Origin of the sequence: Pseudomonas sp. MOIL14HWK12:I1 (genome assembly GCF_000510705.1) — a bacterium.
Lineage (GTDB): Bacteria > Pseudomonadota > Gammaproteobacteria > Pseudomonadales > Pseudomonadaceae > Chryseomonas > Chryseomonas oryzihabitans.
In genome coordinates, this window is record NZ_AZNY01000006.1 from 228960 (window position 1) to 249511 (window position 20552).

Here is a 20552-nt window from a genome sequence, read left to right on the forward strand (position 1 = left end):
GGGCTTTTTCATGTCCGACCAAAAAAGTCAGGTAATCCCTTGCTATTTATTGAATAAGAATTATTCTCATAAATAGCACAGCAGGAGCCCTTGCCATGACTTATCTGATCGACGCCTGGCTGGACCGGCCGCACCCCTATCTGCGCATCCTCAACCGGGAAACCGGCAAGGTCTGCGCGGAGCTGGACGAGACGGCCCTGGAAGAACTCAAGGACCTGGGCGAGCTGGATCTGCACAGCCTCACCTCCAGCGAGCCGCGGGTGGTGAAGGAGCAGATCCGCCAGGTCTTCCTGTTCAGCTACGCCCTGGCGCTTCGCCCGGACAACGAGGCGCTGCGCCTGGACTGCTAGCCTCAGAGGACGTCGAGCAGCTCGACGTCGAACACCAGCACGCTGTGCGGCGGGATGCCGCCGACGCCCTGGGCGCCATAGGCCAGTTCGCTGGGCACATGCAAGCGCCACTTGCTGCCGGCAGGCATCAGTTGCAGGGCTTCGGTCCAGCCGGCGATCACGCCGCCCACCGGAAACTCGGCCGGCTGGCCGCGCTGGTAGGAGCTGTCGAACACGCTGCCGTCGATGAGGGTGCCGTGGTAGTGGGTGCGCACCTGGTCTTCACGGGTCGGCGTGGCGCCCTCCCCCTGGGTGAGCACCTCGTATTGCAGACCGGACGGCAGCACCACGACGCCAGGGCGCTCGGCATTGGCCTTGAGGTAGTCGACGCCTTCCTGGGCCGCCGCAGCAGCCTTGGCCTGGGCTTCCGCCTGCATGCGCTCGCGGATGACGCGGAAGCTGGCGTTCAGCGACTCGACGTCCACCCGAGAATCCTGGCCGTCGAAGGCCTCGGTCAGGCCGGCGAGCACGGCCGTCAGCTGCATGCCGGGGACCGGATTCTGGCGCAGCTGGTCGCCCAGCTGGCGGCCGATGCCGTAGCTGACGCGGGCTTCGTCGGTGTCGAGCAGGATGTCGTTCATAGCAGCCTTTCCATCGTGAAAAAAGGAGCCGAGCCTAGCACATCAGGGTCCCGGCTCGCCGCCGAGGCTGCCGCGCTGCCGGCGACAGCGCTCGGAGCAGTAGCGCACCTCGTCCCAGTTGCGCTCCCATTTCTTGCGCCAGGCGAAGGGCCGCTGGCAGACCGGACAGACCTTGGTGGGCAGATCGCCCTTCTTCATAGGGATTCTCCCGCGTCGAGACGCGCCAGCAGGGCTTCGCCACGCTGCCAGAGGGCCTGCTGGCGCTCGGGGGCCTGGCGATCAAGATTGCGATAGAGATTGAGCATGCGCGGATAGTGGGCGAAACGCTCGCGATGGCGGATCAGGAAGTGCCAGTAGAGGGCATTGAAGGGACAGGCCCTGTCGCCCAGCGCTTCCGTGACCTGATAGTGGCAGCCCTTGCAGTAGTTGGACTGGCGACGGATGTACTGGCCGCTGGCGCAATAGGGCTTGCTCGCCAGATAGCCGCCGTCGGCATGCATCACCATGGCCTGGGTATTGGGCAGCTCGACCCACTCGAAGGCATCCAGGTAGACCGCCAGATACCACTCGCCGATGGCCTGGGGCGCTATGCCGGCCAGCAGGGCGAAGTTGCCGGTGACCATCAGCCGCTGGATATGGTGCGCATAGCCCAGCGCCAGGGTCTGGCCGATGGCCTCGCGCATACAAGCCATGCGGGTCGACCCGGTCCAGTAGAACTCCGGTAGCGCCCGGGTATTGCCCAGCGCATTGAGCTCACGGTATTCGGGCATGCGCAGCCAATAGACGCCATGGACGTACTCTCGCCAGCCGATCAGCTGACGCAGGAAGCCCTCGGCACTGTTGAGCGGCACCCTGCCCTCGCGATAGGCGGCATCCACGTCGGCGCAGAGCTGACGCAGGTCCAGCAGCCCGATATTGAGCGCCGCACTGATCCGGGCGTGATGCAGATAGGGCTCGCCACGGGCCATGGCGTCCTGATAGCTGCCGAAGTCGCGCAAGCCCGTGCCCAGGAAGTGCTGCCAGAGGCGCTCGGCATCCGCCCGGGTCACCGGATAGTCGAAGCCCTCCAGCCGGCCATAGTGATGGGCGAAGCGCTGCCCGACCAGCTCGAGCACGTCCCGGGTACAGGCATCGGGCGGACAGCTGAAGGGCTCGGGAACAGGCTGGTCTTTAGGCAGCGCCTTGCGATTGTCCTTGTCCAGGTTCCAGACGCCACCGCACGGCTCGTCTGGCCCCTCCATCAGCCAGCCGTGTCGCCTGCGCATGCCGCGGTAGAAGGCCTCCATGCGCAGCTCGGTGCGCGACCCGGCCCAGCGGGCAAAGGCGGCGCGACTGCAGAGGAATCTGTCATCGCCATGCCAGCGTACCGGTATCGCCAGGTCCAGCGCCCGCAGCGCCTGCTCCAGTCGCCACTCGCCGGTCTCGGTCAGCCGAATCTCACGCGCGCCCGTCGTCTTTGCCCAGAACGTGATCTCGGCCGGCAGCGAGCCCTGGTTGTCGGGGTCGTCCAGGGTGCGATAGAGAACCCGGAAGCCGCGCGCGCGCATCTCGCTGGCGAAGTGGCGCATGGCGCTGAAGATCAGGGCGATCTTGCGCGGATGATGAGGGACATAGCTGGCTTCACTCATCACTTCGGCGAGCAGCAGCACGTCCTGCGCGGGATCGGCGTCGCGCAGGGAGGCCAGGCGAGGCGAAAGCTGATCGCCGAAGACCGGCAGCAGGCGCCGAACGGCGCCCTCGCTCAAGAGGCGTTCCGGTAGTTCAGCGGGATCTTCAGGGGTTCGGCCGAGCGTGGCGCCATGCCGACCATCTCGTCGTAGGCACTGTGCTGGATGAGAAAGCACGGGAGTGCCGGCAGATCAGCCAGCAGGCGGCGGGCCTGGGCGGCCGAGCCCAGCCGGTAGAAATGCCCATCCCGTCCGGTCAGGCGCGTGCGACCGCTCTGGGTGAGCACCTCGAGCACATAGAAACCACCCTCGATGGAGAGCAGATTGAGTTCACGAACCTCACCGGCCTGGGCGCGCTGGGTCAATTCCGGCAATTGCATGGAAACCTCCGGGTCGAGATCGACGCCGGGGATGGCGTCGATTGGCAGCTGTGAGCCTTCGACAACCTAGGACAGGCAAGCGCAGCGGCGCAATCCACAAAGCGTAAACGAAAGCTGCTGGCGGCGGACGAATGGCCGCCCGGCCCATCAATGCTTGGTCAGGCGATCCAGATAGCCCATGGCAAAGGCCGAGACCACGAACACCAGATGGATGATCACGTACCACTTGAGGTACTCGGGATTGGTGTTCTGGGCATCCATGAAGATGCGCAAGAGATGGATCGAGGAGATGGCGACGATGGACGCGGCCACCTTGTTCTTCAGCGAGCCCGAATCCATCTTGCCCAGCCAGCTGAGCTTTTCCGAGCCCTCGTCGATGTCCAGCTGGGAGACGAAATTCTCGTAGCCGGAAATCATCACCATCACTAGCAGGCCACCCACCAGCGCCATGTCGATCAGCGACAGCACCAGGAGGATCAGCTCAGCCTCGGTGGATTCGAAGATGTGCGGCAGGACGTGGAAGACTTCCTGAAAGAACTTGAGCGCCAGCAGGACCAGGGCCAGGGACAGACCTAGATAGATGGGTGCCAGCAGCCAGCGGGAGGCGTAAAGGGCTTTTTCGATCAGACGTTCCATGCAGACTCGCTCGGATTACCAGGGCCGGGCGAGTATACCGGGGCGGTGCAGGCGGACCAATGCGGCAGGTTGTACCTGACTCAGGCGTCGGGGCCGACCTGGAAACGCACCTGCTGATGGGCACGCTCGCCATTCATCTTGCGCAGTTCGCTCTGCATGTGCAGGCGCCAGATCTGGGTCTCTTCGACCTGGATATAGCCCTGCTCGACCAGGTTCTCGGCGATGGCGGTCATGACGCCTTCGGCCGCCTTGGGACCGTGGAAAGGCCCCTGGGCCTTGATGGCGGTGGGCTGCTGACCGTTCAGGCCGGCGGCGCACAACAGGGTCCACAGGCCCTGCTCCTGACCGAGCGGCTTGATTTCGCATTCGATACGGGTGACGAGGCCCAGGCAGGGACGGATCAGGGTAATGGTGCGGGACATGGCGTCATCCTCTCGAAGCGCTCAATGCTCGCCGGTCCTAGGCCAGAGGTATCCACAAAGGCTGTGGACAACCCTGTTGGTCAACAGGGGGCAAGCGGGTCTGGGCGCCGTGCTACTTGGGCTGCGGCACCTTGTACAAAATCCGACCTGCCCCCTGGACCTCAGTTCTCCGCCGCTTGGTTGTTTTTCCCTTTTGCCTTGGAGTTATCACTGAGTTTGTCGGCCAGTTCATCTTCCAGCTCGAGCTCGGCGATTTCCTTGAGACGCTGTACCACGCGCGCATTGACGCTGCCGTCGGGGAAGCGACCCTTGGCATCCGGCGCCCCGGCGGGCTCGCCCACCAGCAGCGACAGGGCCTCGTCCGCCTGACGTACGGCATAGACATGGAACAGCCCCGCGCGGACCGCTTCCAGCACGGTTTCGTCGAGCATCAGGTTGGTGACGTTGGCGCGCGGAATGATCACGCCCTGCTCGCCGGTCAGGCCACGGGCCTGGCAGAGGCGGAAGAAGCCTTCGATCTTCTCGTTCACGCCCCCGACCGGCTGCACCTCGCCGAACTGGTTGATGGAGCCGGTGATGGCGAAGCACTGCTTGAGCGGGGTGCGCGACAGCGCAGAGATCAGGGTGCAGGCCTCGCCGAGGGAGGCGCTGTCGCCATCGACATAGCCATAGGACTGCTCCAGGGCGATGCTGGCCGAGATCGACAGCGGGAATTCCTGGGCATAGCGACTGCCCAGGTAGCCGGTCAGGATCATCACCCCCTTGGAGTGGATCGGCTGACCCAGGCTGACTTCGCGCTCGATATCGAGGATGCCGCTGGCGCCCGGGTAGACGGTGGCGGATATTCGCGCCGGCATGCCAAAGGCGGAATCGGCCACCTCCAGCACGGTGAGGCCGTTGCACTTGCCCACCGCCGCGCCCTGGGTGTCGATGAGGATCAGCCCGGTGAGCATGTCGTCCAGCACCCGGGCGCAGACGCGACCAGTGCGGGTCTCCTTGGCCTTGAGCGCGCGCTCGACATGGCCCTTGTCGGTCCGCTCGTCGCCCGCCAGGTGGCGAATGAAGTCGGCTTCGCTGACCAGCTGGAACAGATCGCCGATACGCGCCGACAGCCGCCCCTGGTGTTCGGCCAGGCGGGCGCTGTAGGTGGCCAGGCGGGCCACGGCCGCCGAGGTCAGGGGCGCCATGCCCTCCTCCGAGGTACGCGTCTTGAGCAGCTGGGCGAACTGCTCCAGGCTCTCGTCGCGCAGCGGCAGTTCTTCGTCGAAGTCCACCAGCACCCGGAACATCTCCTGGAAGTCCGAATCCAGCTCCTGCAGGGTGTAGTAGATGTTGCGCGAGCCGATGATGATGACCTTGAGCTGCAGCGGGATCTGCTGCGGCGCCAGGCTCATGGCGGTGAGCCGCCCCAGCTCGGCCAGTGGCGATTCCATCTTCAGCTGACGCGAATGCAGGGCGCGCTTGAGCGCGTCCCAGACGAAGGGCTCGGTCAGCAGCTTGTCCGCCTCGACGATGAGGAAGCCGCCATTGGCGCGGTGCAGCGCCCCCGGGCGCAGCTGGCGATAGTTGGTGTAGAGCGCGCCCTGATCGGACTGGTACTCGATGCGCCCGAAGAGGTTGTCGTAGGTCGGGTGGGACTCGAACACCACCGGCGCACCACCGGTGACGTGGTGACCGATGATCAGATTGGGTTCGTACTGCTCGCGCAATTCCTTGCGCCGCTGCATGTCGGGCTTGGCGTCGTCGGCCAGCTGCTCGACCACCGTCTTGAGCAGATCCACCTGCATGGCCTGCAGGTAGGCGCAAACCCCGGGATTGTCGTTGTACTTCTCCGACAGCGGCGCCAGCAGCGGCTGCAGGGCCTGGATGATGGTGTCTTCATTCAGGGCACGCAGCTGGTTGCTCGATTCGCGCCGCCACTGCGGCAGGCTGGCCAGCTCTTCGTTGAGGCGCTCTTCCAGGCTGGAGATGTCGGCGTGGAAACGCTCGCGCTCGGCCTCGGGCAGCTGGGCGAAGTCGGCCTCATCCAGCGCCTTGCCCTCCTTCATCGGGGTGAAGGCGACATTGTTGGCATCGCGATAGAGGGCGATCTCCTTTTCCAAGGCGAGCTTTTCCACTACGTCCAGCGCCTGGTCGTAGCGCTGGTTGAAGGCGCGCTCGATGGCGCTCTTCTTCTGCTGGAAGGCCGGGTGCTCGAACACCGCCGGAAAGGTCGCCAGCAGGTTGTCGATGAAATGCGCCATGTCGGCCACGAAAGCCTCGCCTTCACCAGGCGGCAACTCCAGGGCGCCCGGGGCGCGGGGCTCTTCGAAGTGATTCAGGTAGACCCAGTCGTTGGGCGTCGGTTGGCGCTTGGCCTCGGCCTTGAGATAGCGCTGGACGAAGGAGAAGCGACCGGTGCCCGGCTCGCCCATGACAAAGACGTTGTAGCCGGGCCGCGGCATGGCCACCCCGAACTGCAGGGCTTCCACCGCGCGTTCCTGACCGAGGATGCCGCGGAAGGGTTCGAGCTGATCGGTATCGGCAAAGGAGAATTGTTCGGGAGCGAAGGGGCGGGTCAGCTCATCGGGAGCGAGCCGGAGACCGGCCGCGACGGGATCGTGCATCGTAAGTCCTTGTCAGGCATGCAAGCAGTGTCCGCATTCTGCGACCGGGATGACAGCCGAAGCAAGGCAAGCGGCGCACCCCTGCGCATTTAAGCGCAGCGGTGCGCGGGGTTAGCGCAACGTCTGTCGGTATTTTCCGGCGCCCGCGTTTTTTGACGAAATTCTCACCAGACGCCTACTAAGCTCTCTACATGGGGATCAGGCGTAGGATCCCGTGAGGAGGCCCCATGGCTGGCTCTCGTCGTTTCATTCCGCTGTTGTTCCTGCTGTCCGCGCTCGCGGCCTGCACCAGCTATCACGACCAGTTGATCGCCAAGGGCTATCCGCCGGCCTATGCCGACGGCTTCAGCGACGGCTGCCAGACCGGCAAGCAGGCGGTCAACGGGATAGGTTACGAGCACAAGGACGCCCGTCGCTTCGCCGCGGAAAAGCCCTATCAGCAGGGCTGGGACGCGGGCTATGCGCAATGCGTGCAGGTGGCCCAGCGCGAGGAGCAGCAGCGGTTCCTGGACCAGGTCCGGGAAAATCGCGAAGGCGCCGAACAACTGCACCTGCGCTCCAAAACACGTTGAGGTCGTAGCCAACCTTGCGGCGCGGATAGGATGACCTATGCTGGCGGGCCCGCTTGTCGAGCCCTGCCGATGTCTGCCCGTTCGCCGCTGTTCGCCGTTGCCCTGCTGCTGGTCGCCATGACCTCGATCCAGACCAGCGCCAGCCTGGCCAAGACCCTGTTCCTGCGTCTCGACCCGGTGGGCGTCACCACCCTGCGGTTGATCTTCGCCGCGCTGGTCCTGCTGCTGGTGCTGCGCCCCTGGCGCAACTTTCGCCGCGAGGCGCTGGGCAGTCTGCTGGGCTATGGCATCGCCATGGGCGTGATGAACCTGACCATCTACCTGGCCATGCAGCGGCTGCCGATCGGCATCGCCGTCGGCCTGGAATTCGTCGGCCCCCTGGTGGTGGCACTGTGCGCCCTGCGCCGCTGGCTGGACCTGCTGTGGATCGTGCTCGTAGTGGCCGGCCTGGCAGTACTCCTACCCTTCGGCCACAACGCCTCGGCGCTGGATCCACTGGGCACCGCCCTGGCCCTGGGCGCCGGTGCCTGCTGGGCGCTGTACATCGTGCTGGGCAAGCGCGCGGGGGCGGTGCACGGCACCGGCACGGTAGCCTTTGGCGCGACCATCGGCGCCCTGGTGATCCTGCCCATCGGCATCGCCCACAGCGGCAGCAATCTCTTGCAACCGGAAATCTGGCCGCTGGCACTGGCCCTGGCGCTGATGTCCACGACCATTCCCTACGCCCTGGAGATGGTGGTGCTGACCCGCCTGCCGGCGTCCACCTTCGGCACCCTGATGAGTCTGGAGCCCGCGCTGGGCGCCCTCTCCGGCTGGGTGTTCCTCGGCGAAATCCTGGGCATCGCCCAGTGGTTCGCCCTCGCCTGCATCATCGTCGCGTCCATCGGCGCCACCTGGAGCAGCCGCCTGACCCCGGAGCAAACGCCGCTCTAGGCACTCTATAGCGAGGCGAATCCTCACGCGGAGTACCGACGATGATTTATCTGATAATGGGCGTCTCGGGCAGTGGCAAGACCACCCTGGGCGAACTCCTGGCCAGCCGGCTTGGCTGTCGTTTCGACGATGCCGACACCTTTCACAGCCAGGCCAACAAGGACAAGATGGCCAAGGGTATCGCCCTCACCGACGAGGATCGCTGGCCCTGGCTGGACGCCATCCACAATGCCATGCAGCAGGCGCAGGCCGAGGGCACCACCCGGGTGTTCGCCTGCTCGGCGCTGAAAAAGATCTATCGCGACCGCCTGCTAAGCGGCCTCGAAGGGGTCCGCCTGCTGTTTCTCAAGGGCTCGCCGGAGCTCCTGGCCGAGCGCATCGGCAGTCGCCGCGGACACTTCTTCGATCCCAAGCTCCTGCAGAGCCAGCTCGATACCCTGGAGGCGCCCGATCACCTGGAAGCCCAGGTGCTGGACGTGCGCAAGTCGCCGGAACAGCTGGTGGATGAGGTGCTGGCGTCTGGCCACGGCGCCTGAGCGCTGCGGCCAGCGCTTCAGACCGCGACGGGCGCCTTGATGTGCGGGTGGGCCTGATAGCCTTCCAGCTCGAAATCCTCGAAGCGGAAGGCGAACAGGTCGGTGACCGCCGGATTGAGCTTCATGGTCGGCAGCGGCAGTGGCTCGCGGGTTAGCTGCAGATCGGTCTGCTCCAGGTGATTGGCATAGAGATGGCAATCACCGCCGGTCCAGATGAATTCGCCCGGCTGCAGCCCGGTGACCTGGGCCACCATCAGGGTCAACAGCGCATAGCTGGCAATGTTGAAGGGCACGCCGAGGAAGATGTCGGCGGAGCGCTGATACAGCTGGCAGCTCAGGCGACCATCGGCGACATAGAACTGGAACAGCGCATGGCACGGCGGCAGCGCCATCTCGTCCACCAGGGCCGGATTCCAGGCCGAGACGATCAGGCGCCGCGAGTCGGGCTTGGCGCGGATCATGTCCACCACCCCGGCGATCTGGTCGATATGGCGACCATCGGGTGCCGGCCAGCTGCGCCACTGGTAGCCGTAGACCGGTCCCAGCTCACCGTTCTCGTCGGCCCATTCGTCCCAGATGGACACGCCATTGTCCTTCAGGTAGCGGATATTGGTCTCGCCCTGCAGGAACCACAGCAGTTCATGGATGATGGATCTCAGATGGCACTTCTTGGTGGTGACCAGGGGAAAGCCCGCGGCCAGGTCGAATCTCATCTGGTAGCCGAAGACGCTGTAGGTCCCGGTGCCGGTGCGGTCGCTCTTGAAGGTGCCGTGTTCGCGCACGTGGCGCATCAGGTCGAGGTACTGTTTCATGGCGGGAGCGCTACCTGGCAAAAGGCAAATGGTACCAAATCGTGCCCTGTTGCAGCGGTCGCGCTTGTCGCAGGCTTGCTCATCGGACATAAAAAAGCGGCCCTGAGGCCGCCTTTTCCAGGACACCTAGCTGCTGGCTGGCGGCGCCGTGAGGGTCGCCGTTTCGCGCTCGCGCTGGGTGATCTCCGAGGCCGTGGCATCCATGGCTTCCTGCAGCCCCTGCAGGCGCTTCTTCTCGGCGCGGCGGGTGAAGTACCAGGCGAAGAAGGTGAACAGCGAGACCGCCAGCAGGATCAGGCTGGCGATGGCGTTGATCTCCGGCTTCACACCCAGGCGCACCGCCGAGAACACCTCCATCGGCAGGGTGGTCGAGCCGGGGCCCGACACGAAACTCGCCAGCACCAGGTCGTCCAGCGACAGGGCGAAGGACATCATGCCGCCCGCCGCCAGCGACGGCGCGATCATGGGAATGGTGATCAGCAGGAACACCTTCCACGGCCGGGCGCCCAGGTCCATGGCCGCCTCTTCGATGGACAGGTCCAGTTCGCGCAGCCGCGCCGACACCACTACCGCCACATAGGACGAGCAGAAGCTGGTGTGGGCGATCCAGATGGTGGTCACGCCGCGATCCTGCGGCCAGCCGATCAGCTGGGCCATGGAGACGAACAGCAGCAGCAATGACAGACCGGTGATCACCTCGGGCATCACCAGCGGCGCCGTGACCATGCCGCCGAAGACGGTGCGGCCGCGGAAGCGCGGGATGCGGGTCAGCACGAAGGCCGCCAGCGTTCCGAGGATTACCGAGGAGATGGCCGTGTAGAAGGCGATCTCCAGGGAGCGGAACACCGCGCTCATAAGCTGGCTGTTGTCCAGCAGCCCGACGTACCACTTCACCGACCAGCCACCCCAGACGGTCACCAGGCGCGACTCGTTGAAGGAGTAGATGACCAGGATGACCATCGGCAGGTAGATGAACAGCAGTCCGAGCACCAGCATCAGGTTGGTGAACTTGAGGCCTCTCATAGCTTGCCCTCCAGTTCCTTGGCTCGGCTCCAGATTGGAGAGCCGGTTGAACAGCACGATGGGCACAGAGCGGCTTTCTGGCTCACAGCTTGCCCTCCAGTTCCTTGGCTTGGTTTCTGTTGAACAGCACGATGGGCACGATGAGGATCAGCAGCATCACCACCGCCAGGGCGGACGCCACCGGCCAGTCACGGTTGTTGAAGAATTCCTGCCAGAGCACGCGGCCGATCATCAGGGTCTCCGGGCCACCCAGCAGCTCGGGAATGACGAACTCGCCCACCGCCGGAATGAACACCAGCATGCAGCCGGCGATGATGCCGTTCTTGGACAGCGGCACGGTGATCTTCCAGAAGCTGGTGAAGCGGCTGGCGCCCAGGTCGCCAGCGGCTTCCAGCAGGGTCAGGTCATGCTTCACCAGGTTGGCGAACAGCGGCAGGATCATGAACGGCAGATAGGAATAGACGATCCCCAGGTACACCGCGAAGTTGGTGTTGAGCATCTGCAGCGGACTGCTGATGATCCCCAGATTCATCAGGAAGCTGTTGATCAGGCCGTTGGTGGACAGCAGCCCCATCCAGGCATAGACACGGATGAGAATGGCGGTCCAGGTCGGCATCATGATCAGCAGCAGCAGGACCGTCTGCTTCTCGCGACTGGCCCGGGCGATGGCATAGGCCATGGGATAGCCGATCAGCAGGCAGATCAGGGTGCTGATGCCGGCCATCTTCAGCGAACCGAGATAGGCATCCAGATACAGCGGATCGTCGGCGAACATCAGGTAGTTGCCGAAGTTGAGCGCGATATCCAGTTGCTGATCGGCGTAGCTGAACAGCTCGGTGTAGGGCGGGATGGCCACGTCCGCCAGCGAGAAGCTGATCTTGAGCACGATCAGGAACGGCAGCAGGAAGAACAGGAACAGCCAGACGAAGGGCACGCCAATGGTCAGGCGGCGGCCATCGAGCAGGCGCTTGAGCAAGGGAGGTCTGGTCATGCTTGCAGTACCACGCCGCTGTCGTCTTCCCAGTACACCACCACGGCGTCATCCCAGGTGGGTCGCTTGCCGAGGCGCTCGGCGTTGGCGATGAAGCACTGGACCAGATGGCCGGAGGCCAGGCGCACGTAGTACACCGAGTGACCGCCCAGGTAGGCGATGTCCTGCACGGTGCCGCTGCACCAGTTGTAGTCGGGATGCTCGTGATCCGCCGGCAGGCTGGTGCCCATCAGCAGCTTTTCGGGACGCAGGGCGAAGGTGACCTGCTTTTCCTGAGCCCGGGTACTGATGCCGTGGCCGATGTAGATCGGCCGTTCCAGTTGCGGACTCTGGATGATGGCGTGGTCGGCACCGTCGTCGGTCAGCTCGCCGTCGAAGACGTTGACGCTGCCGATGAACTCGCAGACCAGCCGGCTCGCCGGGGTCTCGTAGATGTCCATGGGGCTGCCCACCTGGGCGATCCAGCCCAGGTGCATGATGGCGATGCGCTCGGCCATGGTCATGGCCTCTTCCTGGTCGTGGGTCACCATCACGCAGGTCACGCCCACGCGCTCGATGATCTCCACCAGCTCCAGCTGCATCTGCGAGCGCAGCTTCTTGTCCAGCGCGCCCATGGGCTCGTCGAGCAGCAGCAGCTTGGGTCGCTTGGCCAGGGAGCGCGCCAGGGCCACCCGCTGGCGCTGGCCACCGGAGAGCTGGTGCGGCTTGCGCTTGGCGTACTGGGTCATGTGCACCAGCTTGAGCATCTCGGCCACGCGGGCCTCGATCTCGGCCCTGGGCAGCTTGTCCTGCTTGAGCCCGAAGGCGATGTTCTGCTCCACGCTCATGTGCGGGAACAGCGCATAGGACTGGAACATCATGTTGATCGGCCGCTCGTAGGGCGGCATGTCGGTGATGTCCACGCCATCGAGGAAGATGCGCCCTTCGCTCGGCCGTTCGAAACCGGCCAGCATGCGCAGCAGGGTCGACTTGCCCGAACCCGAGCCGCCGAGCAGGGCGAAGATTTCGCCCTTGTTGATGGTCAGGGAGACGTCGTCGACAGCGACGGTTTCGTCGAACTTCTTGGTGACCCGGTCGATCTTGACCAGGACTTCCTTGGCTTTCTTGTCGCCGGTGGCGGCTTTCTTGAAGGCACTGGTGGCGGTCGCCATGTACATCTCCCCAGGAAAATCGGGGACCGGCCGGGCCGGTCCGCTTAGCGTTGGTTATTTGCCGGACTTGACCCGCGTCCAGCTGCGGGTTTCCAAGCGCAGGAGTTGCGGGGGCAGCTCCTTCATGACGTACAGCTTGTCCATCACCGCCTGTGGCGGATAGACGGTCTCGTCCTGCCGCAGCTCGGCATTCATCAGCTCGCCCGCCTTGGGATTGGGGTTGGCGTAGCCGACATAGTCACTGACCTTGGCGATGACCTCGGGCTGCAGCAGATAGTTGATGAAGGCATGGGCCTCCTTCACGTTCTTGGCATCCTTGGGGATGGCCAGGAGGTCGAACCAGAGGTTCGCGCCCTCCTTGGGAATCGCGTAGCCGATGTTGACGCCCTTCTTCGCTTCCTCGGCACGCGAACGCGCCTGAAAGACATCGCCGGAATAGCCGAAGGCCACGCAGATGTTGCCGTTGGCCAGATCCGAGATGTACTTGGAGGAATGGAAATAGGTGATGTACGGCCGCACCTTGAGCAGCTGCGCCTCGGCCTTCTTGTAGTCGTCGGGGTTGGTGCTGTTGGGATCGAGTCCCAGGTATTGCAGTACTGCCGGATAGACCTCATCGGGCGAATCCATGAAAGAGACGCCGCACTTGCTCAGCTTCTTGAGGTTCTCGGGTTCGAACAGGATGGCCCAGGAATCGAGCTTGTCGGTGCCCAGCGCGGCCTTGACCTTGTCGACATTGTAACCGATGCCGTTGGTGCCCCACAGGTAGGGAACGCCGTATTGGTTACCCGGATCGCTCTTTTCCAGCTGCTTGAGCAATGCCGGATCGAGATTCTGCCAGTTTGGCAGCTGGCTCTTGTCCAGTTTCTGGAAGGCGCCCGCCTTGATCTGCTTGGCCAGGAAGTTGCTCGAGGGCACCACCACGTCATAGCCGGTATGGCCGGCCAGGAGCTTGCCTTCGAGGGTTTCGTTGGAATCGAAGACGTCATAGACCGGGGTGATGCCGGTGGCCTTCTGGAAATCCTCGAGCGTGGTCTCGCCGACGTAATCGCTCCAGTTGTAGACGCGTACCGTCGGCTCGGCGACGGCGGTTCCCATGACGGTCAGGGTGGTCATGGCCAGCAGGGTTTTACGCAACGAAAGCACGGGCGGCTCCTTTCATGGTGGGCATCGGCGACGACACCCTTTCAGCGGTCCATACAGACGTACGGCACGCCGGAGTGACTCCGGCGTGCCGTCCTGTCAGCCGCACGCGGCGGCAGAACTCACTTGCCGGACTTGATGGTGGTCCAGGTACGAGTCATCAGACGCTGGGTCTTGGCCGGAAGATCCGGGAAGGCGTACAGCTTGGCCATGGTTTCCTGGGTCGGATAGATCCCCGGGTTGGTGCGGATCTCTTCGGCCACCAGCGGGGTCGCCGCCTTGTTGCCGTTGGGATACTGCACGTAGTCGCTGACCGCTGCGATCACCTTGGGCTCCATGATGTAGTTGATGAACTTGAGCGCCCCCTCGGGGTTCTCGGCATCCTTGGGAATGGCCATGGTGTCGAAGAAGGTGCCAGCGCCTTCCTTGGGAATGTTGTAGGCCACGGTCACGCCGTTCTTGGCGTCGGCCGCGCGGGCCTTGGCCTGGGCGATGTCGCCGGAATAGCCGACCGCCACGCAGACGTTGCCGTTGGCCAGGTCCGAGATGTACTTGGAGCTGTGGAAATAGGTGATGTAGGGACGCACCTTGAGGAACAGGTCCTCGGCCGCCTTGATCTCCTTGGGATCCTGGCTATCCGGCTTGTAGCCGAGGTAGTGCAGACCGGCGGGAATGATCTCGGTGGGCGAATCCAGCACCGCCACGCCACAGCCCTTGAGCTTGGAGAGGTTCTCGGGCTTGAAGATCAAGTCCCAGGAATCCACCGGGGCATTGTCGCCCAGGGCGGCCTTGACCTTGGCCGGGTTGTAGCCGATGCCGATGGTGCCCCACAGGTAGGGGATGGCGTACTGGTTGCCCGGATCGCTGACTTCCAGGGTCTTCATCAGCTGCGGGTCCAGGTTGCTGTAGTTGGGCAACTTGGACTTGTCCAGCGGCTGGTAGACGCCGGCCTTGATCTGCTTGGCCAGGAAGGAGTTGGACGGCACCACCACGTCGTAGCCGGAACGGCCGGCCAGCAGCTTGGCCTCGAGGGTCTCGTTGCTGTCGTAGACGTCATAGACCACCTTGATCCCCGACTCCTTCTCGAAGTTGGCGATGGTGTCTTCGGCAATGTAGTCGTTCCAGTTGTAGACGTGCAGGACCTTGGGGTCTGCCGAGGCGTTACCGGCAAAGAGGCCGGCCAGGCTCAGCGCTAGAAGAGTCTTGCCAAAAACATTCATGCGGTGGTGCTCCTCAAGTCATCGTTGGTCTTTTGATTCGGTGCGCGGCCAGCGCCCGCGCGCAGTCTGGCAAGGTCCGCCGCCGCGCTCAAGCCTTGCCGGCCATTAGCCACGCTGGCGCAGCAGCTCATGGGTCTGATCGAGGCTCAGGCGCGCCAGGGTAACCAGCTCGTCGATGGACTCGGGCGTGATCACCAGCGGCGGCGCGATGATCATGGTATCGCCCACCGCGCGCATCACCAGGCCATTGCGGAAGCAGTGCTCGCGACAGAGCATGCCCGCCCCACCCTCGTACCGCGACCGCGTCTTCTTGTCGCGCACCAGCTCCAGCGCCGCCACCATGCCGACGCCACGGGTCTCGCCCACCAGCGGGTGGTCGGCCAGCTCCGCCCAGCGTTTCTGCAAATAGGGTGCCGTGGTGCTGCGAACCCGGTCGACGATGCCTTCGTCGCGCAGGATGCGGATGTTTTCCAGGGCCACGGCGGCCGCTACCGGATGCCCGGAATAGGTGAAGCCGTGATAGAACTCGCCGCCCTCGTCGAGCACCCTGACCACCTCGTCGCGCACCACCACGCCGCCCATGGGCACGTAGCCGGAGGTGAGCCCCTTGGCGATGGGCATGAGGTCCGGAGCGTTGCCGTAGTACTGGCTGCCGAACCATTCGCCGGTACGGCCGAAGCCGCAGATGACCTCGTCGGCGATGAAGAGGATGTCGTACTTGGCGAGGATCTGGCGCACCCGCGGCCAGTAGCTTTCCGGCGGCACGATCACCCCGCCGGCGCCCTGGATGGGCTCGGCGATAAAGGCGGCGACGCGCTCTTCCCCGACCTCGAGGATCTTCCGCTCCAGCTGATCGGCCGCCCAGATGCCGAACTCCTCGGGACTCATCTCGCCGCCTTCGCCGAACCAGTAGGGCTGCGGGATGTGCACGATGTCGGGCAGCAGACCGCCCTGCTCGTGCATCGCCGCCATGCCACCCAGGCTGGCCCCGGCCAGGGTCGAGCCGTGGTAACCGTTCCAGCGACCGATGACCACGCGCTTCTCCGGCTGCCCCTTGGTCGCCCAGTAATGGCGCACCAGGCGCAGCACGGTGTCGTTGGCCTCCGAGCCGGAACCGGTGAAGAACACGTGGTTCATGCCCTCCGGCGCCAGCTCGGCAATGGCCTTGGCCAGCTCCAGCGCCGGCGGGTGGGCGGTCTGGAAGAACAGGTTGTAGTAGGGCAGTTCGCGCATCTGGCGGCTAGCCGCCTCGACCAGCTCTTCCCGGCCGTAGCCGACGTTGACGCACCAGAGTCCGGCCATGCCGTCGAGGATGCGCTGACCCTCGCTGTCCCAGAGGTGCACGCCCTCGGCGCGAGTGATGATGCGCGCGCCCTTTTCGTTGAGCTGGCGATAGTCGGTGAAGGGCGCCAGCAGATGCCGGCGACTCAGGTCCTGCCAATGGGCGGTGGTAAAGGTGTTCACGAAGCCTCTCCTCGGATCGCGGTCAGACGCTGAGCAGCAGGAATTCCCGCTCCCAGGAACTGATCACGCGCTTGTAGTTCTCGTGTTCGGCGCGCTTCACCGCGACATAGCCGCGGGTGAAGCGACTCCCCAGATAGCGTTCCAGGGTGGCCGACTGCTCCATGCGCTCCAGGGCGGCTTCCAGGGTCAGCGGCAGGCGCAGGTTGCGACGTTCGTAGCCACGCCCCTGCACCGGCGCGCTGGGCGAGACGTTCTCGATCATGCCCAGATAGCCGCACAGCAGGCTGGCCGCCAGGGCCAGGTAGGGGTTGGCATCGGCGCCCGCCAGGCGATTCTCCACCCGGCGATTCTGCGGATCGGAATCCGGCACCCGCAGGCCCACGGTACGGTTCTCCTCGCCCCACTCCACGTTGACCGGCGCCGAGGTGTCGGGCAGGAAGCGGCGGAAGGAATTCACGTTTGGGGCGAACAGCGGCAGCGCCTCGGGAATGTACTTCTGCAGACCACCGATGTGGTGCAGGAAGAGTTCGCTCATGCTGCCATCGGGGTTGGAAAACACCGTCTTGCCGGTCTTGAGATCCACCACGCTCTGGTGCAGGTGCATGGCACTGCCGGGCTCGCCGGTCATGGGCTTGGCCATGAAGGTGGCGGTGACGTTGTGCTTGAGCGCCGCCTCGCGCAGGGTGCGCTTGAAGACGAAGATCTGGTCGGCCAGGTGCAGCGGATCGCCGTGGCGGAAGTTGATCTCCATCTGTGCGGTGCCTTCCTCGTGGATCAGGGTATCCAGATCCAGTTCCTGGGCCTCGCACCAGTCGTACATGTCTTCGAACAGCGGATCGAATTCGTTGGCGGCATCGATGGAAAAGGACTGGCGCCCGGTTTCCTGGCGCCCGGAGCGGCCTACCGGCGGCTGCAGCGGATAGTCGGGGTCGTCGCTGCGCTTGGTCAGGTAGAACTCCATTTCCGGTGCGACGATGGGTTGCCAGCCATGCTCGGCATAGAGCTTGAGCACCTTCTTGAGCAGGTTGCGCGGCGACAGCTCGATGGGGATGCCGCGCTTGTCGTAGGTGTCGTGGATCACCAGGGCGGTGGGCTCCAGTGCCCAGGGCACCAGGAACACCGCGCGATCGTCCGGGCGACAGTGCATGTCGATGTCGGCCGGGTCGAGCAGTTCGTAGTAGATGTCGTCGTCGACATAGTCCCCGGTCACGCTCTGCAGGAGCACGCTCTCCGGCAGGCGCATGCCTTTTTCGTTGAGAAACTTGGCAGTGGGGGAAATCTTGCCGCGGGCGATGCCGGTCAGGTCGGCGACCAGGCATTCCACTTCGGTGATCTTGCGTTCTTTCAACCAGGCGGTGAGCCGGTCAAGCGGGGTGCTCATAAAGACCTCGAAGGTTCGAGCGGGGTGAACAGCATCAGCGCTCGGCAGCGCGCGCCTTGCAGGCCTTGCCGAACGCCTCGAATAAGGCGAGATAGACCGGGTGACTGCGCACCTTCCATTCCGGGTGCCACTGCACGCCGCAGGCGAAGGCGCGGGCATCGCGGACCGAGACGGCTTCGATCAGGCCGTCGGGGGCCAGCGCCTCGGCGCGCAATCCTGGCGCCAGGCGGTCGATGCCCTGGCCATGGATGGAATTCACCTCGAAGCGCGCCGGCAGGCCGAGGGCCTCGAACAGGCCACCCGGCCGGACCTCGACCGGATGGTGCAGGCCATAGTGCTCCTCCAGGGTCTCGCCGCGTTCGCGGTGGTCCATGAGGGAACCGACCTCGTGCACCTTCTGGTGCAGGCTGCCGCCAAAGGCCACGTTCATTTCCTGGAAGCCACGGCAGATGCCCAGCACCGGCACGCCTGCCGCCACGGCGGCGCGCAACAGCGGCAGGGTCACGGCATCGCGGGCCGCGTCATGCAGGGTGCCGGGCTCGCTGGGCGCGCCCTGGTAGTGATGGGGCTCGACATTGGAGGGCGAACCGGTGAACAGCAGACCGTCCAGGCGCTCGAGCAGGGCCTCGGTGGCGATGAGGTCGGCCAGGGCCGGAATCACCAGCGGCATGCCCTCGGCCCCCTCCACCACCGCGCGCAGATACTTGTCGCCAGCGATGTGAAAGGGATGCAGGCCTAGTTGCCTGGTACAGGCTGTGACACCTATGAGGGGCAGCGCGGACATGGGGCACCGGGTTGAACAGGAATCATCCGAGCCTAGTCTTGTTCGTTATTTTTCACAACCACCGGCAAAAAGTTTCGAGATTCTGCACAGAAGCGGCGAAACAGAGGTGTTTCAGCCCCGCCAAATGCGCCAAAAACAGGCGCCTGCGCACCACCTCCGAGCAGGGCTGCCTCCAGTTGACTTTGGTCCGCCTTTCGGATTGACTCCAGGGTGGTAACTCCGCTGATTGATATTTTTAACAGGGGCGCTGACAAAGCGTCGGAGCGCAGGCGAGACCGTACTCTCAGGTCGCTGTCGGATCGACAGCGGGCACTCGTGCCCTCACTGCGGTTGGCCCACTGGGCAAACAGGCGCATCAGGCGCTAACCGTTTTGTCGAGCGCAGCCAAAAGCAAAGGTGTTTCATCATGTCGGTACCCCCGCGTGCCGTTCGTTTGGATGAAGCGACCGACTTCCTCAGGGAACACCCTGAGGTCCAGTTCGTCGATCTTCTGATTGCGGATATGAATGGCGTGGTGCGTGGCAAACGCATCGAGCGCAACAATCTGCCCAAAGTCTTCGAGAAAGGAATCAACCTCCCCGCTTCGCTCTTCGCCCTCGACATCACCGGCTCCACCGTCGAAAGCACCGGTCTCGGCCTCGACATCGGCGACGCCGACCGCGTCTGCTTCCCCATCACCGACACCCTCTCCATGGAGCCCTGGCAGAAGCGCCCCACCGCGCAGCTGCTGATGACCATGCACGAGATGGAAGGCGAGCCCTTCTTCGCCGACCCCCGCGAAGTGCTGCGCCAGGTCGTCCAGCGTTTCGATGAGCTCGGCCTCACGGTCTGCGCCGCCTTCGAGCTGGAGTTCTATCTGATCGATCAGGAGAACATCAACGGCCGCCCGCAACCGCCGCGTTCGCCCATTTCCGGCAAGCGCCCCCAGTCGGTCCAGGTCTACTCCATGGACGATCTGGACGAATACGCGGACTGCCTGCAGGACATCATCGACGGCGCCCGCGCGCAGGGCATTCCGGCCGACGCCATCGTCGCCGAATCAGCTCCGGCGCAATTCGAGGTCAACCTCAACCACGTCGCCGATCCGATCAAGGCCTGCGACTACGCCGTGCTGCTCAAGCGCCTGATCAAGAACGTCGCCTATGACCATGAGATGGACACCACCTTCATGGCCAAGCCCTATCCGGGCCAGGCGGGCAATGGCCTGCACGTGCATATTTCCCTGCTGGACAAGGAAGGCCGCAACATCTTTGCCGGCGAGGATCCCGAGCAGAACGCCGCATTGCGTCATGCCATCGGCGGTGTGCTCGAGACCCTACCCGCCTGCATGGCCTTTCTCTGCCCCAACGTGAACAGCTATCGCCGCTTCGGCTCGCAGTTCTTCGTGCCCAATGCGCCGAGCTGGGGCCTGGACAACCGCACCACCGCCCTGCGCGTCCCCACCGGCACGCCCGAGGCGCACCGCATCGAGCATCGGGTGGCCGGCGCCGACGCCAACCCCTACCTGCTGCTGGCCGGCGTCCTGGCCGGTGTGCACCATGGCCTGACCCGGCAGATCGAGCCTGGTCCGGTCACCGAGGGCAACTCCTACGAGCAGCACGAGCAGAGCCTGCCGAACAACCTGCGCGATGCCCTGCGCTACCTGGACGACAGCTCGGTGATGGCGGAGTACATCGATCCGAAGTACATCGACATCTTCGTCGCGTGCAAGGAACACGAGCTGGAGGAGTTCGAGCACTCCATCTCCGACCTCGAGTACAACTGGTACCTGCACACCGTATAAGCGCCAGCCTGCCGACCGGTCCCGCACCGGTCGGCAGCTGTTCTGCAGTACCTCTGGCGCCCTGCGCGTGTTCACGCCGGC

The 20552-nt window shown here is 64.3% G+C and carries 21 protein-coding genes; 5 read left to right on the forward strand and 16 right to left on the reverse strand.

What is annotated here, in order from left to right:
• Window positions 1–95: 95 nt before the first annotated feature.
• Entirely contained in the window at window positions 96–350 is a 255-nt protein-coding gene (locus tag PSEK12I1_RS0105100) for a hypothetical protein (protein WP_007160789.1), read from the forward strand.
• A 2-nt stretch (window positions 351–352) separates the two neighbouring features.
• Here the strand turns inward: PSEK12I1_RS0105100 and PSEK12I1_RS0105105 are convergent, their stop codons facing one another.
• The 7 genes from PSEK12I1_RS0105105 to PSEK12I1_RS0105135 all read right to left on the reverse strand — a co-directional run bounded on the left by PSEK12I1_RS0105105 (window position 353) and on the right by PSEK12I1_RS0105135 (window position 6681).
• The gene (locus PSEK12I1_RS0105105) at window positions 353–970 is read right to left on the reverse strand and encodes an FKBP-type peptidyl-prolyl cis-trans isomerase (RefSeq protein WP_027600862.1); all 618 of its coding nucleotides are present in this window, start codon (window positions 968–970) and stop codon (window positions 353–355) included.
• Window positions 971–1012: 42 nt separating this feature from the next.
• Window positions 1013–1168, reverse strand: a complete 156-nt coding sequence (locus tag PSEK12I1_RS24250; RefSeq protein ID WP_081737463.1) for a DUF2256 domain-containing protein — start codon at window positions 1166–1168, stop codon at window positions 1013–1015.
• Window positions 1165–2715 (reverse strand): cryptochrome/photolyase family protein, encoded by a 1551-nt coding sequence (locus PSEK12I1_RS0105115; RefSeq protein ID WP_027600863.1) that lies wholly within the window; start codon window positions 2713–2715, stop codon window positions 1165–1167. Before PSEK12I1_RS0105115 ends, PSEK12I1_RS24250 begins: the two co-directional genes overlap by 4 nt.
• The gene (locus tag PSEK12I1_RS0105120; RefSeq protein ID WP_027600864.1) at window positions 2712–3017 is read right to left on the reverse strand and encodes a DUF6482 family protein; all 306 of its coding nucleotides are present in this window, start codon (window positions 3015–3017) and stop codon (window positions 2712–2714) included. The genes PSEK12I1_RS0105115 and PSEK12I1_RS0105120 overlap by 4 nt, the downstream gene beginning before the upstream one ends.
• A gap of 147 nt (window positions 3018–3164) precedes the next feature.
• Window positions 3165–3653 carry a TIGR00645 family protein gene (locus tag PSEK12I1_RS0105125; RefSeq protein ID WP_017640865.1) on the reverse strand — a complete coding sequence of 163 codons (489 nt, stop codon included), beginning with the start codon at window positions 3651–3653 and terminating at the stop codon, window positions 3165–3167.
• Between the two features lie 80 nt (window positions 3654–3733).
• Window positions 3734–4075 (reverse strand): hypothetical protein, encoded by a 342-nt coding sequence (locus PSEK12I1_RS0105130; protein WP_007160783.1) that lies wholly within the window; start codon window positions 4073–4075, stop codon window positions 3734–3736.
• 161 nt (window positions 4076–4236) lie between these two features.
• On the reverse strand, window positions 4237–6681 hold the full coding sequence (locus PSEK12I1_RS0105135) for a Lon protease family protein (protein WP_027600169.1): 2445 nt from the start codon (window positions 6679–6681) through the stop codon (window positions 4237–4239).
• Between the two features lie 227 nt (window positions 6682–6908).
• On the opposite strand from PSEK12I1_RS0105135, the gene PSEK12I1_RS0105140 reads away from it, so the two are divergent.
• The 3 genes from PSEK12I1_RS0105140 to PSEK12I1_RS0105150 all read left to right on the forward strand — a co-directional run bounded on the left by PSEK12I1_RS0105140 (window position 6909) and on the right by PSEK12I1_RS0105150 (window position 8722).
• Window positions 6909–7253: a hypothetical protein gene (locus PSEK12I1_RS0105140; protein WP_027600865.1), complete on the forward strand. Its 345-nt coding sequence runs from the start codon at window positions 6909–6911 to the stop codon at window positions 7251–7253.
• A 69-nt stretch (window positions 7254–7322) separates the two neighbouring features.
• On the forward strand, window positions 7323–8186 hold the full coding sequence (locus PSEK12I1_RS0105145) for an EamA family transporter (protein WP_027600866.1): 864 nt from the start codon (window positions 7323–7325) through the stop codon (window positions 8184–8186).
• A 41-nt stretch (window positions 8187–8227) separates the two neighbouring features.
• Window positions 8228–8722 (forward strand): gluconokinase, encoded by a 495-nt coding sequence (locus PSEK12I1_RS0105150; protein ID WP_027600867.1) that lies wholly within the window; start codon window positions 8228–8230, stop codon window positions 8720–8722.
• A gap of 17 nt (window positions 8723–8739) precedes the next feature.
• Here the strand turns inward: PSEK12I1_RS0105150 and PSEK12I1_RS0105155 are convergent, their stop codons facing one another.
• From PSEK12I1_RS0105155 to PSEK12I1_RS0105195, 9 genes are all read right to left on the reverse strand, one after another.
• Window positions 8740–9534, reverse strand: coding sequence for a thymidylate synthase (locus tag PSEK12I1_RS0105155; RefSeq protein WP_027600868.1), 795 nt, complete (start codon window positions 9532–9534; stop codon window positions 8740–8742).
• A 126-nt stretch (window positions 9535–9660) separates the two neighbouring features.
• Window positions 9661–10557, reverse strand: a complete 897-nt coding sequence (locus tag PSEK12I1_RS0105160; RefSeq protein ID WP_027600164.1) for an ABC transporter permease subunit — start codon at window positions 10555–10557, stop codon at window positions 9661–9663.
• An 82-nt stretch (window positions 10558–10639) separates the two neighbouring features.
• On the reverse strand, window positions 10640–11548 hold the full coding sequence (locus tag PSEK12I1_RS0105165) for an ABC transporter permease subunit (protein ID WP_037006730.1): 909 nt from the start codon (window positions 11546–11548) through the stop codon (window positions 10640–10642).
• Window positions 11545–12699, reverse strand: coding sequence for a polyamine ABC transporter ATP-binding protein (potA, locus tag PSEK12I1_RS0105170; RefSeq protein ID WP_027600163.1), 1155 nt, complete (start codon window positions 12697–12699; stop codon window positions 11545–11547). Before potA ends, PSEK12I1_RS0105165 begins: the two co-directional genes overlap by 4 nt.
• 54 nt (window positions 12700–12753) lie before the next feature.
• Window positions 12754–13812: a polyamine ABC transporter substrate-binding protein gene (locus tag PSEK12I1_RS0105175; RefSeq protein WP_169853377.1), complete on the reverse strand. Its 1059-nt coding sequence runs from the start codon at window positions 13810–13812 to the stop codon at window positions 12754–12756.
• A 149-nt stretch (window positions 13813–13961) separates the two neighbouring features.
• A complete protein-coding gene (locus PSEK12I1_RS0105180; RefSeq protein WP_007160773.1) occupies window positions 13962–15059 on the reverse strand; it encodes a polyamine ABC transporter substrate-binding protein in 1098 nt (365 codons plus the stop codon).
• 105 nt (window positions 15060–15164) lie between these two features.
• On the reverse strand, window positions 15165–16523 hold the full coding sequence (locus PSEK12I1_RS0105185; protein WP_027600869.1) for an aspartate aminotransferase family protein: 1359 nt from the start codon (window positions 16521–16523) through the stop codon (window positions 15165–15167).
• 22 nt (window positions 16524–16545) lie between these two features.
• Window positions 16546–17904: a glutamine synthetase family protein gene (locus PSEK12I1_RS0105190; RefSeq protein WP_027600160.1), complete on the reverse strand. Its 1359-nt coding sequence runs from the start codon at window positions 17902–17904 to the stop codon at window positions 16546–16548.
• Window positions 17905–17938: 34 nt separating this feature from the next.
• The gene (locus PSEK12I1_RS0105195; protein WP_027600870.1) at window positions 17939–18688 is read right to left on the reverse strand and encodes a gamma-glutamyl-gamma-aminobutyrate hydrolase family protein; all 750 of its coding nucleotides are present in this window, start codon (window positions 18686–18688) and stop codon (window positions 17939–17941) included.
• A 406-nt stretch (window positions 18689–19094) separates the two neighbouring features.
• Here PSEK12I1_RS0105195 and PSEK12I1_RS0105200 point away from each other — a divergent pair, with 406 nt between their 5' ends.
• A complete protein-coding gene (locus PSEK12I1_RS0105200; RefSeq protein ID WP_007160769.1) occupies window positions 19095–20471 on the forward strand; it encodes a glutamine synthetase family protein in 1377 nt (458 codons plus the stop codon).
• Window positions 20472–20552: the final 81 nt, after the last annotated feature.

Bases quoted from the DNA above. Each gene is read 5' to 3' on its own strand.
- PSEK12I1_RS0105120 (WP_027600864.1), bottom strand. From the start codon at position 3,017: ATGCAATTGCCGGAATTGACCCAGCGCGCCCAGGCCGGTGAGGTTCGT.
- PSEK12I1_RS0105140 (WP_027600865.1), top strand. From the start codon at position 6,909: ATGGCTGGCTCTCGTCGTTTCATTCCGCTGTTGTTCCTGCTGTCCGCG.
- PSEK12I1_RS0105150 (WP_027600867.1), top strand. From the start codon at position 8,228: ATGATTTATCTGATAATGGGCGTCTCGGGCAGTGGCAAGACCACCCTG.
- PSEK12I1_RS0105180 (WP_007160773.1), bottom strand. From the start codon at position 15,059: ATGAATGTTTTTGGCAAGACTCTTCTAGCGCTGAGCCTGGCCGGCCTC.
- PSEK12I1_RS0105155 (WP_027600868.1), bottom strand. From the start codon at position 9,534: ATGAAACAGTACCTCGACCTGATGCGCCACGTGCGCGAACACGGCACC.
- PSEK12I1_RS0105105 (WP_027600862.1), bottom strand. From the start codon at position 970: ATGAACGACATCCTGCTCGACACCGACGAAGCCCGCGTCAGCTACGGC.
- PSEK12I1_RS0105125 (WP_017640865.1), bottom strand. From the start codon at position 3,653: ATGGAACGTCTGATCGAAAAAGCCCTTTACGCCTCCCGCTGGCTGCTG.
- PSEK12I1_RS0105135 (WP_027600169.1), bottom strand. From the start codon at position 6,681: ATGCACGATCCCGTCGCGGCCGGTCTCCGGCTCGCTCCCGATGAGCTG.
- PSEK12I1_RS0105100 (WP_007160789.1), top strand. From the start codon at position 96: ATGACTTATCTGATCGACGCCTGGCTGGACCGGCCGCACCCCTATCTG.
- PSEK12I1_RS0105160 (WP_027600164.1), bottom strand. From the start codon at position 10,557: ATGAGAGGCCTCAAGTTCACCAACCTGATGCTGGTGCTCGGACTGCTG.
- PSEK12I1_RS0105200 (WP_007160769.1), top strand. From the start codon at position 19,095: ATGTCGGTACCCCCGCGTGCCGTTCGTTTGGATGAAGCGACCGACTTC.
- PSEK12I1_RS24250 (WP_081737463.1), bottom strand. From the start codon at position 1,168: ATGAAGAAGGGCGATCTGCCCACCAAGGTCTGTCCGGTCTGCCAGCGG.
- PSEK12I1_RS0105175 (WP_169853377.1), bottom strand. From the start codon at position 13,812: ATGACCACCCTGACCGTCATGGGAACCGCCGTCGCCGAGCCGACGGTA.
- PSEK12I1_RS0105190 (WP_027600160.1), bottom strand. From the start codon at position 17,904: ATGAGCACCCCGCTTGACCGGCTCACCGCCTGGTTGAAAGAACGCAAG.
- PSEK12I1_RS0105130 (WP_007160783.1), bottom strand. From the start codon at position 4,075: ATGTCCCGCACCATTACCCTGATCCGTCCCTGCCTGGGCCTCGTCACC.
- PSEK12I1_RS0105165 (WP_037006730.1), bottom strand. From the start codon at position 11,548: ATGACCAGACCTCCCTTGCTCAAGCGCCTGCTCGATGGCCGCCGCCTG.
- potA (WP_027600163.1), bottom strand. From the start codon at position 12,699: ATGGCGACCGCCACCAGTGCCTTCAAGAAAGCCGCCACCGGCGACAAG.
- PSEK12I1_RS0105195 (WP_027600870.1), bottom strand. From the start codon at position 18,688: ATGTCCGCGCTGCCCCTCATAGGTGTCACAGCCTGTACCAGGCAACTA.
- PSEK12I1_RS0105145 (WP_027600866.1), top strand. From the start codon at position 7,323: ATGTCTGCCCGTTCGCCGCTGTTCGCCGTTGCCCTGCTGCTGGTCGCC.